This window comes from Polaromonas sp. P1_F2, assembly GCF_056405735.1.
Map to the genome: position 1 here is coordinate 163,171 of NZ_JBFUBN010000003.1, position 24,354 is coordinate 187,524.

Sequence of the window (24,354 nt, forward strand, 5' to 3'; positions counted from 1 at the left end):
CCGTCTCAGGCGGCTTTGGGCCGGTCGCGCCGGGGTTGCCGCAGGGGCTGCGCTTCCCCGAGCATGAACACCGCGCGCTTGCTGTCGGTGGAGGCGGCGGCCAGGCGTTCTTCGAGCTGCGTCAGCAGGCCCTGCGCATTGGAGCCCTGGTGGGGCACCAGCGCATAGGCCACATGCACCTGCGCCACGCAGTCCACATGCAGGCCCTTGTAGGGCATGAGGCAACGCGCCACGATGCGCGGCCCCAGCGTGCCGGCGTCTTCCGCGTTGAACGGGCCTTCCACCAGCATGCCGAAGCGCCGCTCCGACAACCTTGCAGCGCTGTCGATTTCGCGCGCGGTGGACAACAGGCGCTCGGCCACGCGCAGCGGCAGCTCGTCGGCCGCCTTGCGCCCGAAGTCACGCTGGATCTGCTCGGTATTGACCAGGTCGATGATCATCACGGCGCTCTGGTGGCGCAGCCGTTCGGAGCGCGCGATCATGCGGATCAGCCGTTCTGCGAACACATGGCCGTTGATCAGGCCGGTCGCCGGGTCCACCCGGTCCAGACCCTGGATGCGGCGTATGTTTTCGCGGCGCTGCTGGCTGCGCAGCATCAGCACCAGCATGACGATGGGCAGGTGCAGCGCCACGCCCAGCTGCATGCCATGCTGAGTCAGGAAGCCGATGGGCACTAATTCGGCGTTGCGCGCAAGGGTCCAGCCGGCGGCGACCAGCACCGGCACATAGGCCAGCATCAGCCAGGGCGCGAAACGGTCGCCGCGCCGCCAGGCCCAGCCCATGACCAGCATGCCGCTGAACTGCAGGAGCAGCATGATGGGGATGAACACATCCATGCGAGAGGCGGCGGGCACCACTGCCAGGAGCACGGCCGTCAGCGCGCCCAGCACGGCCTGGCCGACCATCAGCCAGTGCAGGCGCATGGAGCGCTCGGGCAGGGCCACGGCCGCGGAAATGAACAGCAGCGTGGCCGCGGCTGTCAGCATGGGCAGCACCGAGGTCGCGACGTCGCTCCAGCCGGGCCAGGCGGGCCACAGGTGCAGGCCGGCGATGCCGGTGACGGTGGCCTGGGTCAGCCCCAGCAGGGTCACGCACAGGGCGTAAAAGCCATAAGCGGAGTCGCGCAGCGACACGGCGCCCAGCGCCGAGATCAGCGCGGCCAGGCCGGTCAGGCCGAAGAAAATGCCCAGGATCAGCGAGACGCGCTGTTCGGAGTAGCTGAGCCGCCCCTCGCTGATGAACTGCAGCGGTGCGCTGAAGGGGTGGCCGTTTTCCAGGCGCAGCAGGTAGTTGGAGGGAACCTCGGCAGACAGCGCGATGGGCAGCAGCGGATGGCGGTGCGGCACCGGCCATTTGTTGACCGCCACCAGGTCGCCGGCCCGCTGCTCGGTCCACTGGCCGGCGCCGTCCAGCGTGTACAGCGACGCCCGGTCTATGGACGGGTAGGGGACCTCGAGGTACCAGCGTTCGTTATCGGGTGCGGGCGGCACGTTGAAGCGCACCCACATCGAATAACCGCTGGTGACCGGATAGATCGCGTCGGCGTGCGTCGGCTTCCAGGGAATGTCGGGCGAGGCGGCGACCTGCTCGGGGGTGAACTTGCCGGTGGTGTCTATCCAGTAGTCGCCCCAGTCCTGCAGCGCCACCGGTTGTATCTGGGCGTCGAGGTCCAGCACCGTGCGCGAGCGGGCATCGAGGCTGGTCAGCGCCAGCAGCGAGCCCATCAGCAGGCTCATCGCCAGGCCCAGCAACAGGGTCCGTACAGCCGTGCCTCTGCGAATCACAATGCCTGCAATTGGCGTGTGTTTCTTCAACTGCACGGAAAAGTACTTAAAAATCATTAACCTGCGATTGTCGCAAACTTTCGCGAAAATTACAGTCCCTGTTTATGGGACAAAGGCGGGCGTTGTTTTGCGGTTCACTGGGGAAGGGCTGGGGCTGGTGCGCCCTGCCGCGACAATAGCGCCATGAAAATTATTCGATTGCGGGATGGCAAGGAGCGCTCCTTGCTACGGCGCCACCCCTGGATTTTTGACGGCGCCATCGCCAAGGGTGGCGGCGACGCCGGCGAAACGGTGCGGGTGGAAAGTCACACGGGTCAGTTCCTGGGCTGGGCGGCTTTCAGCCCGGCGTCCAAGATTCGCGCGCGGGTTTGGAGTTTTGACGAGGCCCAGCGCATCGACGCGGCTTTTTTCGCGGGCCGCATCGCCCAGGCCCTGAAGGCCCGAGAGCTGTTTGATATCCAGAGCGACGGCCGGCGCCTGGTCCATGGCGAATCCGACGGACTGCCCGGCCTGGTGGTGGACCGCTACGGCGACACCCTGGTCGCGCAGTTTTCCAGTTGCGGCGCGGAAAAGTGGAAAAGCGTGATCGTCGAGGCCTTGCTGGCTCAGACCGGGTTGACCCGTTTGTATGAACGCTCCGACGCGAGTTCGCGCGCGCTTGAAGGTCTGCCTGAAGTGACCGGATGGCTCAAGGGCTCCGGCGAGACCGGCATCACCATCACCGAGCACGACTGGAAGCTCAGCCTGGACATCGCCGAGGGCCACAAAACCGGCTTTTACCTGGACCAGCGCGACAGCCGGCAGAAGTTTGCCGCCTACACGCGCCGCCTGGGCTTCGGGAGTGTGCTCAATTGCTATTGCTACACCGGCGGCTTCACCGTGGCCGCGCTGGCCGGCGGAGCCGGGCACGTCACGTCCATCGACTCGTCGGCCCCGGCGATTGAACGGGCCCGCGCCAACGTGGCGCTCAACGGCTTTGACGCCGGCCGCACCACCTTGCTCGACGCCGACGTGAACGCTTCGCTGCGCCAGTACCAGAAGGAGGGACGGACCTTCGACGCCATCGTGCTGGACCCGCCCAAATTCGCGCCCACCGTGACGCACGCCGAGCGCGCCGCCCGGGCTTACAAGGACATCAACCGCCTGGCGCTGTCCATCCTGTCGGCCGGGGGCGTGCTGTTCACCTATTCGTGCTCGGGCGGCATCAGCGCCGACCTGTTCCACAAGATCGTGGCCTCGGCCGGCACTGACGCGGGTGTGGACGCCTTCATCTCCGAACGCATGGGCGGCGCGCCCGACCACCCGATGACGGTGGCCTTCCCGGAGGGCGAATACCTCAAAGGGTTGGTGCTGGTCAAGCGGGTGGGAGGGTGAGAGCGTAAGGGTCCCTGTCCAGGGGCTTGACAGCCTCTGTAAAGTAACTGCTGGCCGAGGTGGTATTCGCCCGGGCCCCGCTTGGGGCTTGAACCCGCCGCTAAACTCCCCAGCTTGGGTTCTCGCGGCCCGCCCGCATTCCCGCAACCCCCCGTTTTTAGGTAGACACCATGAGCTTGATCCCCGTCACCATCCTCACCGGCTTTCTGGGCTCCGGCAAAACCACGCTGCTCAAGCGCGTGCTGACCGAGGCGCACGGCCAGAAGATTGCCGTCATCGAGAACGAGTTCGGCGAGGAAAACATCGACAACGAGATCCTGGTCAACGACACCCAGGAAAACATCATCCAGATGAACAACGGCTGCATCTGCTGCTCGATCCGCGAAGACCTGCGCGAAACGCTGCAGCTGCTGGCGGCCAAGAAACGCAAAGGCCTGCTCGACTTCGACCGCGTGGTGATCGAAACCACCGGCTTGGCCGACCCCGGCCCGGTGGCGCAGACCTTTTTCATGGACGAGGAAATCGCCGAGCAATACCTGCTGGACTCCATCCTGACCCTGGTCGACGCCAAACACGCCGCCACCCAGCTCAACGACCGCCAGGAGGCACGCCGCCAGGTCGGTTTCGCCGACCAGATCTTCATCAGCAAGTCGGATCTGGTGGCCAAGGATGAGGTCGACGCGCTGATGCACCGCCTGAAGCACATGAACCCCCGCGCCCCGCAGACCGCCGTGCATTTCGGCGAGGTGGCGATCAAGGACGTGTTCGACCTGCGCGGCTTCAACCTCAACGCCAAGCTGGACATCGACCCCGACTTCCTCAAGGAAGACGACCACGCCGGCCATGACCATGACCATGACCATGAGCACGGCGAACATTGCGACCACCCGTCCCACGCCCACGACGCCAAGGATGGGCACGAGGGCCACGGCCACCATCACCACCATGACGACGACGTCAAGAGCTTCGTCTTCCGCTCCGACAAGCCCTTCAGCCCGGCCAAACTCGAGGATTTCCTGGGCGCGGTGGTCAACATCTACGGCCCGCGCATGCTGCGCTACAAGGGCGTGCTGAACATGGACGGCACCGACCGCAAGGTGATTTTCCAGGGCGTGCACCAGCTCATGGGCAGCGACCTGGGGCCCGCCTGGGCCGAGGGCGAGAAGAAAAACAGCAAGATGGTGTTCATCGGCATCGACCTGCCCAAAGATATTTTTCTGCAGGGCCTGGAGCAGTGCCTGGTTTGAGGTAGGCTGTCCGCCTGTAGCCTATAAAAGGCGGAGGGCTTCATGTTTGTCTCGATTCTCCAACGATTTGTTTTTTGGGTGTCACAGGGCGCTGGCGAGCCGCTACAATCGCGCGCCGACCAAAATACCCGGAAAACCGGATCGGGAGGCCAGTCAGGCACAAAACCGGCTAAAAAGCGGGTTGAGGACCGCGTTTTAGCGGTTCTCAGGACTGGCGGGCGGCGGACAAACCAGGAAATCTGGCAACAGCTAGGGTTGGACTACCGCACTGCGGCAGTCTGGCCAGGAAGCCGCCGCAGAGGCCCCCGGGCCGTTCCAAGGCTGCTTTCCAGAGGAGACACATTGTGAAAGCCCCAGCGAAGAAGACCAAAACGCCCGCCAAGGCTGCAGCCAAACCGGCCGCCAAGACAGCCGTGAAGGCCAAGACGGCGCCCAAGGCCGCCGCCAAAGCCGTGAAAAAAGTTGCCAAGCCCGTGGTCAAAGCCAAGCCGGCGCCCAAACCCGCCGCGAAAAAGGTTGCGAAGCCGGTGCCCAAGGCGGCGCCCTCGAAAAAACCTGCCGCAGCCGTCAAGAAAACCGCTGCCAAGCCTGTGCCTTCCAAGGCCAAGGCCGTCGCCAAACCCGCCAAGCCAGTGCTCAAATCTCCACCAAAACCCGCCGTCAAACCTCCCGCAGCCAAAGCCGCCGCAAAACCCGTAGCCAAGCCGGTGCCGCCTGTGGCCGCCGTTGCGCCGGCTCCGGCCGCGGCTCCCGTGAGGGCCGGGCTCGCCGCCCCGCCTCCCCTGAAACCCGGCCGGCGCAGTTCCGCCCGGGTCGCCACCCAGTCACCCCCTCCCGCACCCATGGTGCCAACCCATGCGCCCGACGCAGCCAAAGCCAGTTACTCCACAATGACCGAACGCGTGATCGCGCCGCCACCCCAGGCGGCGGCCAAAAAAGACCCCAAGCTCGCCAACAACTGGAAGACCAAATCCGCCGAGCAGCTGACAGACGACGAAGTCAAGGCCATGCCCGACTCCGAGTACATGAATGAAAAGCAGCTGGCCTTCTTCCGCCACAAGCTGTCGGTGCTCAAGCAGGACATCCACAACAGCGCCGGCGAAACCACCGAGCACCTGCGCGAGGACACCGTCGTGGTGCCCGACCCGGCGGACCGCGCCACCATCGAGGAAGAGCACGCCCTCGAATTGCGCACCCGCGACCGCGAGCGCAAGCTGCTCAAGAAAATCGAGCAATCGATCGCCCGCATCGACTCCGGCGACTACGGCTACTGCGACGAAACCGGCGAGCCCATCGGCGTGGGCCGGCTGATCGCCCGCCCGACGGCCAACCTGTCCCTGGAAGCCCAGCAGCGCCGCGAACTCAAGCAAAAGATGTTTGGCGATTGACGCCAGGCTGCCGAATGAAGTATTTTTAGTCGTCCTCCCATGTCCAAAGAAGATACCGCTTCAGGCCTGCTGTCCAAGATGGTGAAGTTCGTCCGGAATCCGGCCACGAACTGGGCCGACCTGGACGCGGCCCCCACGGACCGGGACGAAGCCATGAGCAAGCAGTTGCTCAAGGAAATGATAGAGCGCAAGCGGCAGAACGACTTCGTGCGCAAGCGCGAATTTGACATGCTGCGCAAGATGCGAAAGCGCGAAGCCATGGTCGGCGTCGGCCAGGATCCGGGCGGGCGGCCTTCGTTCTTCCAGAGCAGCATGCCGTCCAAGCCCGACGACAGGGCCACCACGCTCAAGAAGATCGACGAGATCGAAGCGCAGATGTCCATGCAGTGGTGGAAAACCAAGAATGGCGGCATCCCCGACAGCACGCCGCCGCATGCCTCGCCTACGGGCGCCAGGAATCCCTCGGTCCAGGCGCCCCTGCTGGACAACGCCTTGCCGACGGCCTACAGGGCCACGGCCCCGGCGGGCCTGAGCCATAAAAAACCCGAACCAACCACGGAGGCCTCTCCGCTGGACGCCTCGCCTACCGCGCCCGACTCCCTGTCCATCGCTCTCGCGGAGGCGCGCGCCGGCGGCGCGCCGGCGGCCAAGCCGCCCGCTCCGGCGGTCAAGCCGCCCGCTCCGGCGCCGGTGGGCTTGCCTGGCGGGCTGGCGGGCATCAACCGCAGCGACGAAGGCGGCAGTTCCGGCTTTTCGCATTCCAAATTCAGCGCCGTCGATGTGGACGAAGGGGTCGAGCATGACGCCGAACTCGAAGAGGCGGCCATCCGCTTTGCCAACGGCGACGATGCCGGTGCCGAAGCCGGCCTGCTGGAAATCCTCGCCCCGAACGGTTCGCGCACCGGCCATGCGGACACCTGGCTGACGCTGTTCGACCTGTACCGCGCCACGGCCCAGCAGGACAAGTTTGAAACCGCCGCGATCCAGTTCGTCGAGCGGTTTGACCGGTCGGCGCCGCAGTGGTTCTCCATGCCCGACATGGTGAAAAAACTCAGTGAGCCTGCAAGCGGCAAAGCCGCCAATGGGCCCGCGGCCGACTGGGTATGCCCCTCGGTGCTGGGTATACAGACGGTGGCCGCGCTCAAGGCGGCCATGGCCAAGGCCCCGATGCCGTGGCGGCTGGACTGGAAAAACATCAAGTCCATTGAGGCCGCTGCGGTGGAGCCGCTGTACAAGGTTTTCAGCGGCTGGGCCGCCCAGCCCGTCCAGCTGCGCTTCATGGGCGATGCGCAGCTGCAGAAGGTATTGCAGGACGCCACACCCTCGGGTAGCCGCGACACGGCCCAGAACTGGTGGCTTTTGCGCATGGAGGCGCTGCGCGTCACGCACCGCCCCGACGACTTTGAGCTGGCGGCGCTCGACTTCTGCGTCACCTATGAAGTTTCCCCTCCGGCCTGGGACAGCGCGCGCTGTGAATACAAGCCCATAGACGCCCAGGGCGGCGTTATGAGCGGCCAGGCCATCATCGGCGACGTCTACCGTGACTCGATGTCTTCCAGCCTCAGTTCCATCGAAGGCGACACCCAGATGGATGCGCCGAGCTCTCAGATGAGCAACCTGTTGTCGGTGGAACTGTCCGGCCAGGTGCAGGGCGATGCGATCGCGGTGCTCGACAAGCTCGAAGCCAAGCTGATGGGCGCCGACATGATGCTGATCTCCTGCTCCAAGCTGATCCGCGTGGATTTTTCCGCCGCGGGGACGCTGCTCAACTGGGTGTCGGCCCGCGAGGCCGAGAACCGCGCGGTGCAGTTCTCCGACGTTAACCGCCTCGTGGCCGCCTTCTTCAATGTGATCGGCATCACCGAGCACGCCAGGGTCATGGTCCGCGTCGACTGACGCGGTCCGCGCCCACTTCGGCCCCGTGCAGCGGGGCCGTTTTCAATCGGTTTTTACCTCCCGCATTTCATCGGCCAACGGGCGCATCACTGCCCATGGTCCACCGCCTGCGCACGCCAGCTGACGTGAGCGTGCTGTTGTGCCCTGTGCGAATTGGCCAGATCGCTATGGTTTCTATAGCGAGCCCTGCCGTCATGCGCGTGGCGCCGATGTGAGAAGAGGGAAATAGTCCCGCTTTTCACCTTGCCTTCACCGGCCAGGCACTGTTGCCTTAAAGCAATACTTTCATTGCATCGTCTAAGTGCTTAATTTAGAACGCTTTTTGATTTTCCCTTTTGCATCCACAGACGCTTCTAAGTCCTTGATTTCATTGAAAAAATTTGTTTCAAATCCCTTGTTTGCAAATGGTTTCCTGCTAAAGTGGGAGGAAGTGCAATTTAGTGGTGAAAAGTGTTCTCTAAAGGTTTTTAGCAGTGTTTCAAGGCGCCTCATCGTTAGCTCTCGATACCAAAGGTCGGCTCTCCGTGCCGACCCGGCATCGTGACGTGCTGAGCGCCACTGCTTCCGGCCAACTCACCATCACCAAACACCCACACGGCTGCCTCATGATTTTCCCTCGCAACGAGTGGGAAAAATTCCGTGACCGCATTGCCTCCCTGCCGATGCAGGCACAGTGGTGGAAACGCATCTTTCTCGGCAACGCCATGGACGTCGACATGGACGCCACCGGCCGCGTGCTGGTGTCGCCCGAACTGCGCGCGGCGGCGGGCATCAGCAAGGACACGGTGCTGCTCGGCATGGGCAGCTACTTCGAACTCTGGGATGCCGCCACTTACGCGGCACAGGAAGCCGAACAGATGAAGGGCGAGATGCCCGATGTCTTCAGAGACTTTTCGTTCTGAAAGAAGACGGTGAACGGCACATGGATACACCGCACCGTCCTGTTGAACGAAGCCATAGAGGCGCTTCTTGTCAACCCGGACGGCCACTACGTCGACGCGACCTTCGGGCGCGGCGGACACTCGCGGCTGTTGCTGTCGCGGCTCTCGCCCCAGGGGCGGCTCACCGCCTTCGACAAAGACCTCGACGCCATCGCCGAGGCGCAGACCATCACCGACCCGCGTTTTTCGATACGCCACGAGGGTTTTATGCACCTGGGCCAGCTGCCCGCCGCCAGCGCGGCCGGCGTGCTGATGGACCTGGGCGTGAGCTCGCCGCAGATCGACAACCCGGTGCGCGGTTTTTCGTTTCGGCAGGAGGGGCCGCTCGACATGCGCATGGACACCACGCGTGGCCAGAGCGTGGCCGAGTGGCTGGTGGATGCATCCATAGAAACCATGGCGGAGGTGATTCGTGAATATGGCGAAGAACGGTTTGCTCAACAGATTGCAAAGGCGATTGATCGTCGCCGACAGGAACGGGGCCCTCTTCGAACCACCGCTGAGCTGGCCGAAGTCGTGGCTGGCGCGGTCAAAACCCGCGAGCCGGGCAAGGACCCTGCAACGCGCACATTTCAGGCTCTTCGGATTTTCATCAACGCCGAGCTTGAAGAGCTGCAACAGGCGCTAGCCGCGTCACTGAAAGTTCTCCAACCGGGAGGCCGTCTGGTGGTGATCAGTTTTCATTCGCTCGAAGACCGCATCGTCAAGCAGTTCATCGCCACGCATTCGCGCGAGGTGTTCGACCGTCGCGCGCCTTTTGCCGAACCCAAGGCCATGCAGCTCAAGGCCCTCGGCCGCACCAAACCCAGCGAAGAGGAAGTCGACGGCAACCCGCGCTCGCGCAGCGCCGTGATGCGTGTCGCCGAGCGCACAGAGGTGGCCGCATGAATGCCGGAGCACAGTCATGGCGCGCTTGAACCTCGTGCTGCTTCTTGCTGTGCTGGCCAGCGCGCTTTACCTCGTGCGCACCCAGTACGAGTCGCGCCGCTTGTATGTCGAGCTTGAGAAGGCGACGGCCGAGGCACGCAAAATCGAAATGGACAACGAGCGCCTGCAGGTGGAAAAGCGCGCGCAGGCCACGCCCCTGAAGGTCGAGAAACTGGCCAAGGAAAAGCTGCAGATGCGCACGGTGACGCCCGCCATCACGCAGTACGTGACCCACAAGGACGCCCCGGCCGCACCGGCTTCCGCGGCTGAGGGCGCCAGGCCATGAGCCGCAGCGTTCTTTATTCGTCCAGCCCCTTGCTGGCCAGCAAGACACCCGTCTGGCGCAGCAAATTCATCGTGGCCGGCATCGCGCTGGCCTTTGCCGGGCTGGCCGGCCGCGCGGCTTATATCCAGATTTTCGGCAATGAATTTTTCCAGCGCCAGGGTGAAGTGCGCTTTGCCCGCACGCTGGAGCTGCCCGCCAACCGAGGCCGCATCCTGGACCGCAACGGCCTGATCCTCGCGTCCAGCGTGCCGGCATCCAGCATCTGGGCCATTCCCGAAGACGTTGAAGCCAGCAAGCCGCAACTGGCCGAACTGGCCCTGCTGCTGGAAATGCCACTGGCCGAGCTCAGCAAGAAACTGGGTGACGAAGACAAGACTTTTGTCTGGCTCAAGCGCCAGGTCGACGAGCCGGTGGCGAAAAGAATCCACGCCATGGGCATCAAGGGCATTTACCAGCGCAAGGAATACAAGCGCCAGTACCCCGAAGGCGAAACCGTGGCCCACGTGGTCGGCTTTACCAACGTCGAGGACCGCGGCCAGGAGGGCATTGAGCTGGCCTTCAACAAGGACCTGGCGGGCAAGGCCGGTTCGCGCCGCGTGATCAAGGACCGCCTGGGCCGTGTCGTCGAGGATGTCGGCGAGCAGATGCCGCCCGTCGAAGGCAAGGACATCCAGCTGAGCATAGACAGCAAGGTGCAGTTCTTCGCCTACCAGAAGCTGCGCGACGCGGTCATCGCGCGCAAGGCCAAGGCCGGCAGCGTCGTCGTGCTGGACTCCACCACCGGCGAGGTGCTGGCGCTGGCGAACTACCCGAGCTACGTGCCCGACCGGCGGAAAAACCTGACCGGCGAGCAGTTGCGCAACCGGGCGCTCACGGACACCTTCGAGCCCGGCTCCACGATGAAACCGATCACGGTGGCCATGGCGCTCGAGGCCGGGCGCATCAAGCCGCAGACCATCATCGAAACCGGGCCCGGCCGCTACAGCATCGGCGGCTTCACCATCAGCGACACCCACAACTACGGCACGCTGACGGTGGAGGGCGTGATCCAGAAGTCCAGCAACGTCGGCGCGCTGAAGATCGCGCAAAAGATGAGCGCGCAGGAAATGTGGGACACCTACATGGCGTTGGGCTACGGGCAAAAACCGCAGATACAGTTCCCCGGTGCCGTCACGGGGCGTGTGCGGCCCTGGAAAACCTGGCGCCCCGTGGAGCAGGCGACGATGGCCTATGGCTACGGGCTGTCGGCCTCGCTGTTCCAGATGGCGCACTCCTACACGGCCTTCGCGCACGACGGCCAGATCATTCCCGTGACCATGCTCAAGAGCAGCGAGCCGGCCGTGGGCGTCAAGGTTTTTTCCGCCGAGAACGCGCATGCCGTCCGCCGCATGCTGCAGATGGCCGCCGCTCCCGGCGGCACGGGTCCGCTGGCGCAGACCGTCGGCTATTCGGTAGGCGGCAAGTCCGGCACAGCGCACAAGCAGGTTGGAAAAGGTTACGCCACCAACAAATACCGCGCCTGGTTTACCGGCATGGCGCCCATCGAGGCTCCGCGCATCATCGTCGGCGTGATGATCGACGAGCCCGGCGACGGCAACTACTTCGGCGGCGTGGCCGCCGCGCCTGTTTTCAGCGAGGTCGTGCAGCAGACGCTGCGCATGATGGGCGTGCAGCCCGACATGAGCGTGAAACCGCAGATCACCACTCAGGCCGTGGAGGAGTCGTTTTGAGCACGCAACTCCATACCCCTGAACAAGCGGCCGGCTGGTTGCGCGAACGCGTGAGCGGCAGCCTGCGTACGGACAGCCGCAGGCTGGCCCCGGGTGACGGCTTTATCGCCTGGCCCGGTGCTGCGACAGACGGGCGCAAGTTTGTGGGCGGCGCGCTGGATGCGGGCGCCACGGCCTGCCTGGTCGAACAGGAAGGCGCGGCCGCCTATGCTTTTGAAGACGGAAAAGTCGCCGAATACGCCGGCCTCAAGGCCGCGACCGGCCCCATCGCCGCCGTCTATTTCAAGGAACCGAGCCGGCAGCTGCGGATTTCCGCCGTCACCGGCACCAACGGAAAAACCTCGACCGCCTGGTGGCTGGCGCAGGCCCTGGGCCGGCTGGGGCGCAAGTGCGGCCTCATCGGTACGCTGGGCATTGGCGAGCCGGGCGCCATGGTTTCCAACGGCCTGACCACGCCCGACCCGGTGCTGCTGCAGCAAGAACTGCGGCGCTTCGCCGACGAGGGCTTTGTCGCCTGCGCGCTGGAAGCCTCCTCCGTCGGCGTGGTCGAGCACCGCCTGGACGCGACCGCCATCGAGGTCGCCATCTTCACCAATTTCACGCAGGACCATCTCGACTACCACGCGTCGATGCAGGCCTACTGGGAGGCCAAGGCCGCGCTGTTCGGCTGGCCGGGGCTGAAGGCGGCGGTCATCAACATCGACGACGCCAAGGGCGCCGAACTCAGGGACACCCTTGCCGGCAGCGGCCTGGATGTCTGGACCGTCTCCTGCGTGGAACCGGCGCGCCTGCAGGCGCGCAACATCGAGCACGGCACCGATGCGCTGAGTTTTGAAGTGGCCGAGGGCGCCGAAAGCCACACGCTGGCCGCCCGGCTGGTGGGTCAGTACAACGTGTCCAACCTCCTCGGCGTGCTGGGGGCCTTGCGTGCCATGGGTGTGCCGTTGGCCGATGCGGTGAAGGCCTGCGCCGGCCTGCTGCCCGTGCCCGGCCGCACCGAGACCCTGGCCGTTCCGGGGCGGCCGCTGGTGGTCATCGATTACGCCCACACGCCCGACGCGCTCGAGAAAGTGCTGCTCGCCCTGCGGCCGGCGGCGGCGCACCGCGGCGGCCAGCTGTGGTGTGTGTTCGGCTGCGGCGGTGACCGCGACGCGACCAAGCGCCCATTGATGGCGGCAGTCGCTGAAAAGAACGCCGACCAGGTGGTGGTCACCAGCGACAACCCGCGCAGCGAGAACCCGCTGGCCATCATCTGCCAGGTGCTGCTGGGCCTGAGCCACCGCGATGCCGTGCATGTGCAGGCGGACAGGGCCGCCGCCATCACGCACGCCCTGAGTCTGGCCGGCCCCGAAGATGTGGTGCTGCTCGCGGGCAAAGGCCACGAGAGTTTTCAGGAAGTGGGCGGCGCCAAGCTTCCCTTCTCCGACCGCGAACATGCGCAGGCGGCGCTTGATGCTTTGGCCGCGCCCCGGCAAGGAGCGCAATCATGATGCGCCTGCAGCAAGCCCTCGATTGGCTGCCCGGCGCCCGCCTCGTGGGTGACGGCGGTGTGCAGGCCTTGCGCGTCAACACCGACACGCGCAGCCTGCAGGCCGGCGACCTGTTCGTGGCGCTCAAGGGCGAGCGTTTCGACGCCCATGATTTCCTCGCGCAGGCCAAGGTGCAAGGCGCGGTCGCGGCGATTGCCCACCACGGGCTGGCGCAAGCCGGCCTGCCGGGGCTGGAAGTGGCCGACACGCGCCTGGCGCTGGGGCGGCTGGCGGCAGGCTGGCGTTCGCAATTTCGCCTGCCGCTGGTGGCGGTCACGGGCAGCAACGGCAAAACCACCGTCACGCAGATGATCGCCTCGATACTGCGCGCCTGGAAGGCCGACAAGGCCTTCGCCACCGAAGGCAACCTCAACAACGACATCGGCGTGCCGCTCACGCTGCTGCGCCTGTTGGCCGCGCATGAAGTGGGTGTGGTCGAACTCGGCATGAACCACCCCGGCGAGATCGCCTACCTGGCCGAACTCACCAGGCCTGCCGTCGCGCTGGTCAACAACGCGCAGCGCGAGCACCTCGAATTCATGGCCACGGTGGAAGCGGTGGCGCGTGAGAACGGCTCGGTGTTCCAGTCGCTGGATGCGGCCGGCACGGCGGTCTTTCCGGCCGACGACGACTACACCCCGCTATGGCGCGAGCTGGTCGGCAAGCGCAAGGTGATGACCTTCGCGCTCTCGGGCGCCGCCGACGTCACCGGCACCGCGCAATGGGAGGGCGGCTGCTGGAAGGTGGCCGCATCCACTCCGGCGGGCAGCACCGATTTCTCACTGCACATCGCCGGCCGGCACAACGTCAAGAACGCGCTGGCCGCCGCCGCCTGCGCACTGGCGGCGGGTGTGCCACTGGCCGCTATCTCCGCGGGCCTCTCGGCCTTTGTGCCAGTCAAGGGCCGCTCCCGCGCCATCGCCGTGGCCTTGCCGGGCCGGGTGCTGACGCTGGTCGACGACAGCTACAACGCCAATCCCGACTCCATGCGCGCCGCGCTGGAAGTCCTCGCCGAACTACCCGGCCCGCGCCTGATGGTGATGGGTGACATGGGCGAGGTCGGCGACCAGGGCCCGCAGTTCCACGACGAGGCCGGGCGCCACGCGCGCGCGCTGGGCATTGAAAAACTCTTCACGCTGGGCGAGCAGTCCAGGCAGGCGGCGGCCGGTTTCGGCGGCGCGCAAATTTTCGGCGGCATGGACGAACTCGCCGCCGCCGTGCTGGCGGAGCTGCCCCACACCGGCAGCGTGCTGGTCAAGGGTTCTCGCTTCATGAAGATGGAACGTGTGGTCCAGGCCATCACGGCCCATGCACAAGATCAAGATCAAGATCAAGCTCAACACAAGCAAAACCATAAGGAAGAGCCTCATGCTGCTTAGTCTGGCCCAGTGGCTCCAGTCGCTTTCCCCCGAGTTCGGGTTCTTCAGGGTGTTCCAGTACCTGACCTTCCGCGCCGTCATGGCCGCGCTCACCGCGCTGCTCATCGGCCTGCTGGCCGGGCCCTTTGTGATCCGGCGGCTCATCTCGCTGAAGATCGGCCAGCCCATCCGCCAGTACGCAATGCAGACGCACTTGAGCAAGAGCGGCACGCCCACCATGGGCGGTGTGCTGATCCTGCTGGCCATCGGCATCTCCACGCTCCTGTGGTTCGACCTGTCCAACCGCTTTGTCTGGATCGTCCTCATCGTCACGCTGGGCTTCGGCGCCATCGGCTGGGCCGACGACTGGCGCAAAGTGGTGCTCAAGGACCCGGAAGGCATGCGCTCGCGCGAGAAATACCTCTGGCAGTCCCTCATCGGCTTGGTTGCGGCGCTGTACCTGGTATTCAGCATTTCCGAGAGCTCCAACCTGCGCGTGCTCGAGCTGTTCTTCAGCTGGGTGCAGTCGGGCTTTGACGTGAACCTGCCGCCCAAGGCCGGCCTGTTGGTGCCTTTCGTCAAGGAAGTCAGCTACCCGCTGGGTGTTTTCGGGTTTGTGATCCTGACCTACCTCGTGATCGTCGGCTCCAGCAACGCCGTCAACCTGACCGACGGCCTGGACGGCCTGGCCATCATGCCGGTGGTCATGGTGGGCTCCGCGCTGGGCGTCTTTGCCTATGTCACCGGCAGCTCGGTCTATTCCAAGTACCTGCTTTTCCCGCACATCCCTGGCTCGGGCGAACTGCTCATCTTCTGCTCGGCCATGGCCGGCGCGGGCCTGGCCTTCCTGTGGTTCAACACACACCCGGCCCAGGTCTTCATGGGCGACGTGGGCGCGCTGGCGCTGGGCGCAGCGCTGGGCACCATCGCCGTCATCGTGCGCCAGGAGATCGTGCTGGCCATCATGGGCGGCATCTTCGTGGTCGAAGCGCTTTCCGTGATGATGCAGGTGACCTGGTTCAAATACACCAAGAAGCGCTACGGCGAAGGCCGCCGCGTCCTCAAGATGGCGCCGCTGCACCATCACTTCGAGAAAAGCGGCTGGAAAGAAACGCAGGTGGTCGTCCGTTTCTGGATCATCACCATGCTGCTGTGCCTCATCGGCCTCTCCACCTTGAAACTCAGGTAACAGGCATGCGGCATTTACAAGACCAAACCGTGTTGATCCTGGGCCTGGGCGCGTCCGGCCTGGCCATGGCGCGCTGGTGCGCCCGCCACGGAGCGCATGTGACGGTTGCCGACACGCGCGAAGCACCGCCCCTGCTCGCCACGCTGCGCGAGGAACTGCCGGGCGTCGCTTTTGTCGGCGGTGCGTTCACGCCGGAGCTGGTGCAAGGCACGGCCGTGCGCGCCGTCTACCGTTCGCCCGGCCTGGCGCCGGCGACCATCGCCCACGTGGCCGATGCCGCGCGCGCCATGGGCCTGCCTGTGGGCGGTGAGCTCGACCTGTTTGCGCGGGCGTTGGCGGATTTGCGCGAGCCGCCGGCTGCCGAAACGGCCGAGGCAACTGCCGAAGCACCTGCATCGCCCGAGGTGCTGGGCGAAGCAGCTTTGCCTGACGCACTCGACGCGCCCGATATGCCTGAGGCGGTCGACGCGCTTGACGAAAGCGATGCGGCCCTGGATGGATCTGATGCCTCTGGTGTGTCTGATGCACCGGAAGGCGAAGCCGCCCTGGCGGCCGATGCCTCTGGCGATATTCATGAAGCAGTCGCAGCGCTCGTCCCGGACACCGCGCCTGTGCCCGACGAAGCCGGCGAAGAATCGGCGCTGCCCGCCTTGCTGGCGCTGGCCCAGGCCGAACCCGAGCCGGGCTACCGGCCGGCAGTGCTGGCCATCACGGGCACCAACGGCAAGACCACGGTGACTTCGCTGCTGGGCCAGTTGGTGCAGCGCGCCGGCAAAACCGTTGCCGTGGCCGGCAACATAGGCCCGACGCTGCTGGACACGCTGTCGGCCCACATGGATGCGCAAACCCTGCCGCAGGTCTGGGTGCTGGAACTGTCCAGCTTCCAGCTGGCCGACGTGCAGGGCTTTGAGCCGACGGCCGCCGTGGTGCTCAACATTACACAAGACCACCTGGACTGGCACGGCGACATGGACGCCTACACCGCGGCCAAGGCCAGGGTGTTCGGCGCCGGCACCTTCATGCTGCTCAACCGCGACGACGCGCGTGTGATGGCCATGCTGCCGCCGCCCGTCAAGGTGCGCCTGAAGCCGCCGCAACTGCGCCCGCACGCCACCTTCGGCGCCGGCGAGCCGCAGCGCCCCGGCGACTACGGCATTGAAACCGTCAACGGCATGACTTGGCTGGTGCGCGCGGCCGAGGCCGACGAAACCATCAAGCGCCGCAAGGATGAAGAGGTGGAGCTGCATGTGCAGCGCCTGATGCCCATCGAGGCCTTGCGCATACGCGGACGCCACAACGCCACCAACGCCCTGGCGGCGCTGGGCCTGGCCGTGGCCGCGGGCTGCACCCTGGCGCCCATGCTGCACGGCCTGCGCGAATACCGCGGCGAGCCTCACCGCGTGGAGTCGGTGGCCGTCGTCAAAGACGTCGAGTACTTCGACGACAGCAAGGGCACCAACGTAGGGGCCACCGTGGCGGCGCTCACGGGCCTGGGACTGGAGCGCAAGCTGGTGCTGATCCTGGGCGGCGAAGGCAAAGGGCAGGATTTTTCGCCGCTGGCCGACCCGGTCCAGCGCCATGTGCGGGCCGTGGTGCTGATAGGCCGCGACGCGCCCCTCATCAAAGAGGTCCTGCCGCGCAACATCCCGATGTTTGACGCCGCTTCGATGGAAGAAGCCGTCACCCTGGCGGCGCAGCAGGCCCAGACCGGCGACGCCGTGCTGATGTCGCCGGCCTGCGCCAGCTTCGACATGTTCGACAACTACGAGCACCGCGCCCGCGTCTTTTGCGAAGCGGTGCAGGCCTTGGCCCGCGACCAGGGGGAGGTGCTGTGACGGTAGCCGCGCGTCTTTCAGGCTGGTTCGCCGGCTTCGGCAAGGCCGCGGCCGATGTGTTGCCCGTCCGGCTGGGTGGGCAGAGCCTGTCGCGCACGCTGGCGGCGCCGCCCGTGCGCATGGCCGGGTTCGACCAGGCACTGCTCTGGGTCACCGTGGCCTTGCTGATGTGGGGCCTGGTCATGGTGTATTCGGCCTCGGTGGCCATGCCCGACAACCCCAAGTTCGCGCGTTATGCCCACACCCATTTTGTGACGCGCCATGTGCTGTCGCTGGTGGTCGCCTTCATCGTCGCCGTGCTGGCCTTCCAGGTGCCGCTCGCGACCTGGGAAAAGCTCGCACCCTGGTTGTTCGTCATTTCCCTGCTGCTGCTGATTCTGGTGCTGGTGCCCTTCATCGGCAAGGGCGTCAACGGCGCCCGCCGCTGGATTTCCATCGGCATCATGAACTTCCAGCCCTCGGAACTCGCGAAGTTCGCGGTGTTGCTGTACGCGGCCGACTACATGGTGCGCAAGATGGAAGTCAAGGAGCGCTTCTTCCGCGCCGTGATGCCCATGGCCATCGCCATCGCCATCGTCGGCCTGCTGTTGCTGGCCGAGCCCGACATGGGCGCTTTCATGGTGATCTCGGTCATCGCCATGGGCATACTTTTCCTGGGCGGCGTCAATGCGCGCATGTTCTTCGTCATCGCGGCCGTGGTGGTGGTCGCCTTCAGCCTGATGGTGATGCTCAGCGAATGGCGGCGCGAGCGGATCTTTGCTTACCTGGATCCCTGGAGCGACAAATATTCCATGGGCAAGGGCTACCAGCTTTCGCATTCGCTGATCGCCTTCGGCCGCGGCGAGATCTTCGGCGTCGGCCTGGGCGGCAGCATCGAAAAACTGCACTGGCTGCCAGAGGCGCACACCGACTTCCTGATGGCCGTGATCGGCGAGGAGTTCGGCCTGCTGGGCGTGCTGGCCGTGATCGGCCTCTTCATGTGGATGACGCGCCGCATCATGCACATAGGCCGCCAGTCGATCGCGCTGGACCGCCTCTTCGCCGGCCTGGTCGCTCAGGGCGTGGGTATCTGGATAGGTTTCCAGACCTTCATCAACATCGGCGTGAACCTGGGCGCCTTGCCGACCAAGGGGCTGACCTTGCCGCTGATGAGCTATGGCGGCTCGGCGATTTTGATGAATCTGATTTCGCTGGCGGTGGTTTTGAGAATCGATTATGAGAACCGCTTGCTGATGCGGGGAGGGCGCGCATGAGCGGGCAACGTTGCGCCCTGGTCATGGCTGGTGGAACCGGCGGCCACATCTTCCCCGGCCTGGCCGTGGCTGAGGCCCTGCGCGAGCGCGGCTGGCGTGTGCACTGGCTGGGCGGCCTGGGCAGCGCGAGCCGTCCCAGCATGGAAAGCCAGTTGGTGCCGCCGCGCGGCTTTGCTTTCGAGCACATCGATTTTTCCGGCGTGCGCGGCAAGGGCCCGGCCACGCTGGTGTTCCTGCCGCTGCGCCTGCTCAAGGCCTTCTGGCAAAGCATCCAGGTGGTGCGCCGCGTCAAGCCCGATGTGGTGGTCGGCCTGGGCGGCTACATCAGCTTTCCGGCCGGCATGATGAGCGTGCTGCTGGGCAAGCCGCTGGTGCTGCATGAGCAGAACTCGGTCGCGGGCATGGTCAACAAGGTGCTGGCCGGTGTGGCCGACCGTGTCTTCACCGCTTTTCCCGGCGTGTTCCGCAAGGGCGAATGGATAGGCAACCCGCTGCGCCCGGCCTTCACGCGCCAGCCCGGCCCGGTCGAGCGTTTTGCCGACCGCGGCGGGCCGCTCAAGCTGCTGGTGGTGGGCGGCAGCCTGGGCGCGCGCGGGCTCAACGACATCGTGCCCAAGGCGCTGGCGCTGATTCCCGCCGGCGAGCGCCCGCAGGTCCGGCACCAGAGCGGCGCCCAGCAGATCGACGCGCTGCGCGCCAACTACGCGGCAGCCGGCGTGCAGGCCGAACTCACGCCCTTTATTGAAGACACCGCGCAGGCTTTTGCCGATGCCGACCTCATCATCTGCCGCGCCGGCGCCAGCACCGTGACCGAGATCGCGGCGGTCGGCGCCGCGGCGATCTTCGTGCCTTTCCCGGCAGCCGTTGATGACCACCAGACCAGCAATGCGAAATTCCTGGTGGACCAGGGCGGCGGCTGGCTGATCCAGCAGCGCGACCTCACGGCGGAGAAGCTGGCCAACATTCTGACAACAACCGGGCGCTACACCCTGCTGGAGCGCGCCCTACAGGCCAAGACCATGCAAAAAACCGATGCCACCGCACGCGTGGTGGCCGCCTGCGAGGAGCTGGCGACATGAAACACGCCATCAAGAACATCCATTTCATCGGCCTGGGCGGCGCCGGCATGTCCGGCATTGCCGAGGTGCTGCACAACCTCGGTTACGCCATCTCGGGTTCCGACCTGTCGGACAGCGCCACGCTGCAGCGCCTGGCAAAGCTCGGCATCAAGACCTTTGTCGGGCATGCGGCGGGCAACCTGGCCAAAGTCGACGCGGTCGTGACCTCCACCGCGGTGCAGGCCGACAACCCCGAGGTGCTGGCGGCTCGCGAGAAACGCATTCCCGTGGTGCCGCGCGCGCTGATGCTGGCCGAACTGATGCGCCTCAAGCAAGGCATCGCCATCGCGGGAACGCACGGCAAGACCACCACCACCAGCCTGGTCGCCAGCGTGCTGGCCGAAGGCGGCCTGGACCCGACCTTTGTGATCGGCGGTCGGCTGAACAGCGCGGGCGCCAACGCCAAGCTCGGCTCGGGCGACTACATCGTGGTCGAGGCCGATGAGTCGGACGCTTCCTTCCTGAACCTGCTGCCCGTGATGGCCGTTGTCACCAACATCGACGCCGACCACATGGAAACCTACGGCCATGATTTCGGCAACCTCAAGAAGGCCTTTGTCGACTTCCTGCACCGCATGCCGTTTTATGGCACGGCGATCCTGTGCACCGACGATCCGGCCGTGCGCGACATCGTGCCGCAAGTCTCCTGCCCCATCACCAGCTACGGTTTCGGCGAGGACGCGCAGGTGCGCGCCGTCAACGTGCGGCCGGTGGGCGCGCAGATGCATTTCACGGCGCAGCGGCGCAACGGCGTTACGCTGCCCGACCTGGAGGTGGTGCTCAACCTGGCCGGCGAGCACAACGTGCTCAATGCCCTGTCGGCGATTGCCATCGCGGTCGAGCTCAACGTGCCCGACGCGGCGGTGCAAAAAGCCCTGGCCGATTTCCGCGGCGTGGGCCGGCGCTTCCAGAGCTACGGCGACATGCCTGCCAAGGGTGGCGGGCACTTCACCGTGATCGAGGACTACGGCCACCACCCGGTCGAGATGGCCGCGACGCTGGCCGCCGCGCGCGGCGCATTTCCGGGCCGGCGCCTGGTGCTGGCCTTCCAGCCGCACCGCTACACGCGCACCCGCGACTGCTTTGAGGATTTCGTCAAGGTCATAGGCCAGGCCGACGCGGTGCTGCTGTCCGAAGTCTACGCCGCGGGCGAGCCGCCCATCGTGGCGGCCGACGGCCGTTCGCTGGCGCGCGCGCTGCGCGTGGCCGGCAAGCTCGAACCCGTCTTCGTCGATGAGATCGAGGCCATGCCGCAGGCGATCGTGGACAACGCCTTGGGCGGCGACGTCGTGATGTGCATGGGCGCCGGCTCCATAGGCCAGGTGCCCGCCCGGGTGGTCGAGATGCTGGAACAGGCAGGACACCCCAAGACCACAGGAGCCCCGGCATGAAACAGAACGAGAACACCTCCCAATTCGGCAAGGTCGCCGTCCTGATGGGCGGCATGTCGGCAGAGCGCGAAGTTTCGCTGATGTCGGGCAGCGGCGTGCTCAAGGCCCTGCGCTCGCGCGGTGTGGATGCCCATGCCTTCGACCCGGCCGAGCGCGACCTTTCCCAGCTCAAGAAAGACGGTTTTGCGCGCTGCTTTATCGCCTTGCACGGCCGCTTCGGCGAAGACGGCACGGTGCAGGGCGCGCTGGAGCTGCTGGGCATCCCCTATACCGGCTCCGGCGTCATGGCCTCCAGCATGGCCATCGACAAGGTCATGACCAAACGCGTGATGATTTCCGAGGGGCTGCCGACGCCGCAATACCGGCTGCTGCGCCGCGGCGCTTATGGCGCGGCCGACATCGCCGCCGTGCCTGACGCGTTGGGCCTGCCGCTGATCGTCAAGCCCGCGCGCGAGGGGTCTTCCATTGGCCTCACCAAGGTCACCAGCCGGGAGGGCATGGCCGAGGCGGTGGCACAGGCTGAAAAGCTCGATGCCGACGTGCTCTGCGAGCAGTTCATCAGCGGCGACGAGGTGACCTGCCCAGTGCTGGGGACCGGCGCCGGGGCGCACGCGCTGCCGGTGATCCGCATCGTGGCGCCTGACGGCAATTACGACTACCAGAACAAATACTTCACCGACACCACGCAATACCTGGTGCCCTGCGGGCTTCCCGAAGGCGAAGAAGCCGTCATCCAGCAGCTGGTGCTGGACGCCTTCCGCATCCTCAACTGCCGCGGCTGGGCGCGCGCCGACGTGATGATCGACAAGGCCACGCGCAAACCCTACCTGCTGGAAATCAACACCTCGCCCGGCATGACGGGCCACTCGCTGGTGCCCATGTCCGCGCGCGCGGCCGGCATCTCCTACGAAGACCTGTGCGTCGAAGTGCTCAAGACCGCCACGCTGGACCACCAGAAACAGGGGGAGGCGTAATTTGAACCGCAGAACGCCCAAACCCATCGCCATGCCGCTGGACGTCAAGCTCATGAACACCTTCTCGGTGGTCCTGGGCCTGGCGTTTGCCGCCATGGTCGTGGCGTTGGGCGTCGCCTGGGTGTTGCGCCAGTCGCTGTTCAGCCTGAGCGCGATCCGCGTGCAGGGCGACCTGATACACAACAACGCGGTCACGCTGCGCGCCAACGTGGCGCCCCGGCTGGCCGGCAACTTTTTCACGGTGGACCTGGCCGCCACGCGCGCGGTGTTCGAGTCCGTGCCCTGGGTGCGGCGGGCGCTGGTGCAGCGCGAGTTCCCGAACCGCCTCAAGGTGGTGCTGCAGGAACACAAGCCGGTGGCCTTCTGGGGCGCCGAAAGCGACGCGCGCCTGGTCAACAACTTTGGCGAGGTGTTCGAAGCCAACCAGGGCGAGGTCGAGGCGGAGGTCCTGCCGGTGCTGAACGGCCCGCAAGGCCAGGCGCCGCTGGTGCTGCAGGCCTACCAGGTGCTTTCGCCCCTGTTTGATGAGACGGATGCCTCGCTGGAGCAACTGCAACTGAGCGGCCAGGGCAGCTGGCGCGCCCAGCTCGACAACGGCGCCGTGATCGAACTCGGCCACGGGTCGCCGCAGGAGATCGAGGCGCGCACGCGCCTTTTTCTCGCCACGGTGACGCAGGTGTCGTCGCGCTACGGACGGGACCTGGAGTCCGCCGACCTGCGCTACGGCAACGGCTATGCAATCAGGCTCAGGGGTGTCACCACGGGAAACCCCGCTGACAAAGACGACGGAAAGAAAAAAAGGTAAACATATGGCCAAGGAATACAAAGATCTGGTGGTTGGGCTGGACATCGGCACCAGCAAGGTCATGGCCGTGGTGGCCGAGGTCATGCCGGGCGGCGAGCTCAAGCTCGCGGGCCTGGGCATCGCGGCGAGCAACGGCCTCAAGCGCGGCGTGGTGGTCAACATCGACGCCACGGTGCAGAGCATCCAGCAGGCCTTGAAAGAGGCTGAATTGATGGCCGACTGCAAGATCGCCCGCGTCTACACCGGCATCACCGGCAGCCACATACGCGGCATCAATTCCAGCGGCATGGTGGCGGTCAAGGACAAGGAAGTCACGCAGGCCGACGTGGCGCGCGTGATCGAAACCGCCAAGGCCATCAACATCTCGACCGACCAGCGCCTGCTGCTGGTCGAGCCGCAGGAGTTCGTCATCGACGGCCAGGACGTGCGCGAGCCCATAGGCATGAGCGGCATACGCCTGGAAGCCAAGGTGCACATCGTGACCGGCGCGCAGAGCGCGGCCGAGAACATCATCAAGTGCGTGCGGCGCTGCGGCCTGGAAGTGGACCAGCTGATGCTCAACCCGCTGGCCTCCAGCCTGGCGGTGCTCACGCAGGACGAGCAGGAGCTCGGCGTGGCGCTGGTCGACATAGGCGCCGGCACCACCGACGTCGCCATCTTCACCGGCGGCGCCATCCGGCATACCGCGGTGATCCCGATCGCCGGCGACCTGATCACCAGCGACATCGCCATGGCGCTGCGCACGCCCACCAAGGACGCCGAGGACATCAAGGTGGAAAGCGGCTATGCCAAGCAGTTGCTGGCCGACCCGGACCAGCAGGTGGAGGTGCCCGGCCTTGGCGACCGCGGCCCGCGCATGCTGAGCAAACAGGCGCTGGCTGGCGTGATCGAGCCGCGCATCGAAGAGATTTTTTCACTGGTACAGCAGGTGATACGCGAGTCGGGCTATGAAGAGGTGTTGTCGTCCGGCATCGTCATCACCGGCGGCAGCGCCGTCATGCCCGGCATGGTGGAACTCGGCGAGGACATTTTCCTCAAGCCGGTGCGGCGCGGCATACCGCGCTACTCCAGCGCGCTGTCCGACATGGTGGCCCAGGCCCGTGCCGCCACCGTGATGGGCCTGCTCGAAGAGGCCCGCCTGGCCCGCATGCGCGGCTACAAGGTGTCGCAGAAGGCGGGCAGCGTGCACAACGCATTCGGCAAGGTCAAAGACTGGTTTGTGGGGAATTTCTGACCATGAAAACCTATTCCACTTTTATCGGCAGGCCCTCGCGTTGCATGCATTCCGGCGGGGCGGACCCCCCTGCGTGAGAAAGCCATGTCAACCAT

General features: G+C 65.6%; 19 protein-coding genes. 18 read left to right on the forward strand and 1 reads right to left on the reverse strand.

Annotated elements, in window-relative coordinates; translation table 11 throughout:
* Positions 1–5 precede the first annotated feature (5 nt).
* Entirely contained in the window at positions 6–1,784 is a 1,779-nt protein-coding gene (locus tag AC1D0O_RS07765) for a sensor domain-containing diguanylate cyclase (protein ID WP_477652969.1), read from the reverse strand.
* A gap of 183 nt (positions 1,785–1,967) precedes the next feature.
* On the opposite strand from AC1D0O_RS07765, the gene AC1D0O_RS07770 reads away from it, so the two are divergent.
* The 18 genes from AC1D0O_RS07770 to ftsA all read left to right on the forward strand — a co-directional run bounded on the left by AC1D0O_RS07770 (position 1,968) and on the right by ftsA (position 24,259).
* The gene (locus tag AC1D0O_RS07770; protein ID WP_477652970.1) at positions 1,968–3,158 is read left to right on the forward strand and encodes a class I SAM-dependent rRNA methyltransferase; all 1,191 of its coding nucleotides are present in this window, start codon (positions 1,968–1,970) and stop codon (positions 3,156–3,158) included.
* Between the two features lie 170 nt (positions 3,159–3,328).
* A complete protein-coding gene (locus AC1D0O_RS07775; RefSeq protein ID WP_477652971.1) occupies positions 3,329–4,405 on the forward strand; it encodes a CobW family GTP-binding protein in 1,077 nt (358 codons plus the stop codon).
* Positions 4,406–4,749: 344 nt separating this feature from the next.
* Entirely contained in the window at positions 4,750–5,793 is a 1,044-nt protein-coding gene (gene dksA / locus AC1D0O_RS07780; RefSeq protein WP_477652972.1) for an RNA polymerase-binding protein DksA, read from the forward strand.
* A gap of 39 nt (positions 5,794–5,832) precedes the next feature.
* Positions 5,833–7,689 (forward strand): STAS domain-containing protein, encoded by a 1,857-nt coding sequence (locus tag AC1D0O_RS07785; RefSeq protein ID WP_477652973.1) that lies wholly within the window; start codon positions 5,833–5,835, stop codon positions 7,687–7,689.
* A 473-nt stretch (positions 7,690–8,162) separates the two neighbouring features.
* Positions 8,163–8,591, forward strand: a complete 429-nt coding sequence (gene mraZ / locus AC1D0O_RS07790) for a division/cell wall cluster transcriptional repressor MraZ (protein WP_411877957.1) — start codon at positions 8,163–8,165, stop codon at positions 8,589–8,591.
* A gap of 9 nt (positions 8,592–8,600) precedes the next feature.
* Positions 8,601–9,518 carry a 16S rRNA (cytosine(1402)-N(4))-methyltransferase RsmH gene (gene rsmH / locus AC1D0O_RS07795; protein WP_477652974.1) on the forward strand — a complete coding sequence of 306 codons (918 nt, stop codon included), beginning with the start codon at positions 8,601–8,603 and terminating at the stop codon, positions 9,516–9,518.
* A 16-nt stretch (positions 9,519–9,534) separates the two neighbouring features.
* Positions 9,535–9,843, forward strand: coding sequence for a cell division protein FtsL (gene ftsL / locus AC1D0O_RS07800; protein ID WP_477652975.1), 309 nt, complete (start codon positions 9,535–9,537; stop codon positions 9,841–9,843).
* Positions 9,840–11,573 (forward strand): peptidoglycan D,D-transpeptidase FtsI family protein, encoded by a 1,734-nt coding sequence (locus AC1D0O_RS07805; protein ID WP_477652976.1) that lies wholly within the window; start codon positions 9,840–9,842, stop codon positions 11,571–11,573. Before ftsL ends, AC1D0O_RS07805 begins: the two co-directional genes overlap by 4 nt.
* Positions 11,570–13,063, forward strand: a complete 1,494-nt coding sequence (locus AC1D0O_RS07810) for a UDP-N-acetylmuramoyl-L-alanyl-D-glutamate--2,6-diaminopimelate ligase (RefSeq protein WP_477652977.1) — start codon at positions 11,570–11,572, stop codon at positions 13,061–13,063. Before AC1D0O_RS07805 ends, AC1D0O_RS07810 begins: the two co-directional genes overlap by 4 nt.
* Positions 13,060–14,481: a UDP-N-acetylmuramoyl-tripeptide--D-alanyl-D-alanine ligase gene (locus tag AC1D0O_RS07815; RefSeq protein WP_477652978.1), complete on the forward strand. Its 1,422-nt coding sequence runs from the start codon at positions 13,060–13,062 to the stop codon at positions 14,479–14,481. The genes AC1D0O_RS07810 and AC1D0O_RS07815 overlap by 4 nt, the downstream gene beginning before the upstream one ends.
* Positions 14,471–15,649 carry a phospho-N-acetylmuramoyl-pentapeptide-transferase gene (gene mraY / locus AC1D0O_RS07820; RefSeq protein ID WP_477652979.1) on the forward strand — a complete coding sequence of 393 codons (1,179 nt, stop codon included), beginning with the start codon at positions 14,471–14,473 and terminating at the stop codon, positions 15,647–15,649. The genes AC1D0O_RS07815 and mraY overlap by 11 nt, the downstream gene beginning before the upstream one ends.
* Before the next feature lie 5 nt (positions 15,650–15,654).
* The gene (gene murD, locus AC1D0O_RS07825; RefSeq protein WP_477652980.1) at positions 15,655–17,484 is read left to right on the forward strand and encodes a UDP-N-acetylmuramoyl-L-alanine--D-glutamate ligase; all 1,830 of its coding nucleotides are present in this window, start codon (positions 15,655–15,657) and stop codon (positions 17,482–17,484) included.
* On the forward strand, positions 17,481–18,737 hold the full coding sequence (ftsW, locus tag AC1D0O_RS07830) for a putative lipid II flippase FtsW (protein WP_477652981.1): 1,257 nt from the start codon (positions 17,481–17,483) through the stop codon (positions 18,735–18,737). Before murD ends, ftsW begins: the two co-directional genes overlap by 4 nt.
* The gene (murG, locus tag AC1D0O_RS07835; protein WP_477652982.1) at positions 18,734–19,816 is read left to right on the forward strand and encodes an undecaprenyldiphospho-muramoylpentapeptide beta-N-acetylglucosaminyltransferase; all 1,083 of its coding nucleotides are present in this window, start codon (positions 18,734–18,736) and stop codon (positions 19,814–19,816) included. The genes ftsW and murG overlap by 4 nt, the downstream gene beginning before the upstream one ends.
* Positions 19,813–21,246, forward strand: coding sequence for a UDP-N-acetylmuramate--L-alanine ligase (gene murC / locus AC1D0O_RS07840; RefSeq protein WP_477652983.1), 1,434 nt, complete (start codon positions 19,813–19,815; stop codon positions 21,244–21,246). Before murG ends, murC begins: the two co-directional genes overlap by 4 nt.
* Positions 21,243–22,220, forward strand: a complete 978-nt coding sequence (locus AC1D0O_RS07845) for a D-alanine--D-alanine ligase (RefSeq protein ID WP_477652984.1) — start codon at positions 21,243–21,245, stop codon at positions 22,218–22,220. The genes murC and AC1D0O_RS07845 overlap by 4 nt, the downstream gene beginning before the upstream one ends.
* Before the next feature lie 31 nt (positions 22,221–22,251).
* Positions 22,252–23,025: a cell division protein FtsQ/DivIB gene (locus AC1D0O_RS07850; RefSeq protein ID WP_477653307.1), complete on the forward strand. Its 774-nt coding sequence runs from the start codon at positions 22,252–22,254 to the stop codon at positions 23,023–23,025.
* A 4-nt stretch (positions 23,026–23,029) separates the two neighbouring features.
* Positions 23,030–24,259 (forward strand): cell division protein FtsA, encoded by a 1,230-nt coding sequence (gene ftsA / locus AC1D0O_RS07855; protein ID WP_436156423.1) that lies wholly within the window; start codon positions 23,030–23,032, stop codon positions 24,257–24,259.
* Positions 24,260–24,354: the final 95 nt, after the last annotated feature.

What these genes read in the sequence shown, in the direction of transcription:
- AC1D0O_RS07770 (WP_477652970.1), top strand. Translation starts at nt 1,968, where the DNA reads ATGAAAATTATTCGATTGCGGGATGGCAAGGAGCGCTCCTTGCTACGG.
- AC1D0O_RS07775 (WP_477652971.1), top strand. Translation starts at nt 3,329, where the DNA reads ATGAGCTTGATCCCCGTCACCATCCTCACCGGCTTTCTGGGCTCCGGC.
- AC1D0O_RS07785 (WP_477652973.1), top strand. Translation starts at nt 5,833, where the DNA reads ATGTCCAAAGAAGATACCGCTTCAGGCCTGCTGTCCAAGATGGTGAAG.
- ftsL (WP_477652975.1), top strand. Translation starts at nt 9,535, where the DNA reads ATGGCGCGCTTGAACCTCGTGCTGCTTCTTGCTGTGCTGGCCAGCGCG.
- AC1D0O_RS07805 (WP_477652976.1), top strand. Translation starts at nt 9,840, where the DNA reads ATGAGCCGCAGCGTTCTTTATTCGTCCAGCCCCTTGCTGGCCAGCAAG.
- AC1D0O_RS07815 (WP_477652978.1), top strand. Translation starts at nt 13,060, where the DNA reads ATGATGCGCCTGCAGCAAGCCCTCGATTGGCTGCCCGGCGCCCGCCTC.
- mraY (WP_477652979.1), top strand. Translation starts at nt 14,471, where the DNA reads ATGCTGCTTAGTCTGGCCCAGTGGCTCCAGTCGCTTTCCCCCGAGTTC.
- murD (WP_477652980.1), top strand. Translation starts at nt 15,655, where the DNA reads ATGCGGCATTTACAAGACCAAACCGTGTTGATCCTGGGCCTGGGCGCG.
- murG (WP_477652982.1), top strand. Translation starts at nt 18,734, where the DNA reads ATGAGCGGGCAACGTTGCGCCCTGGTCATGGCTGGTGGAACCGGCGGC.
- murC (WP_477652983.1), top strand. Translation starts at nt 19,813, where the DNA reads ATGAAACACGCCATCAAGAACATCCATTTCATCGGCCTGGGCGGCGCC.
- AC1D0O_RS07845 (WP_477652984.1), top strand. Translation starts at nt 21,243, where the DNA reads ATGAAACAGAACGAGAACACCTCCCAATTCGGCAAGGTCGCCGTCCTG.
- AC1D0O_RS07850 (WP_477653307.1), top strand. Translation starts at nt 22,252, where the DNA reads ATGCCGCTGGACGTCAAGCTCATGAACACCTTCTCGGTGGTCCTGGGC.
- ftsA (WP_436156423.1), top strand. Translation starts at nt 23,030, where the DNA reads ATGGCCAAGGAATACAAAGATCTGGTGGTTGGGCTGGACATCGGCACC.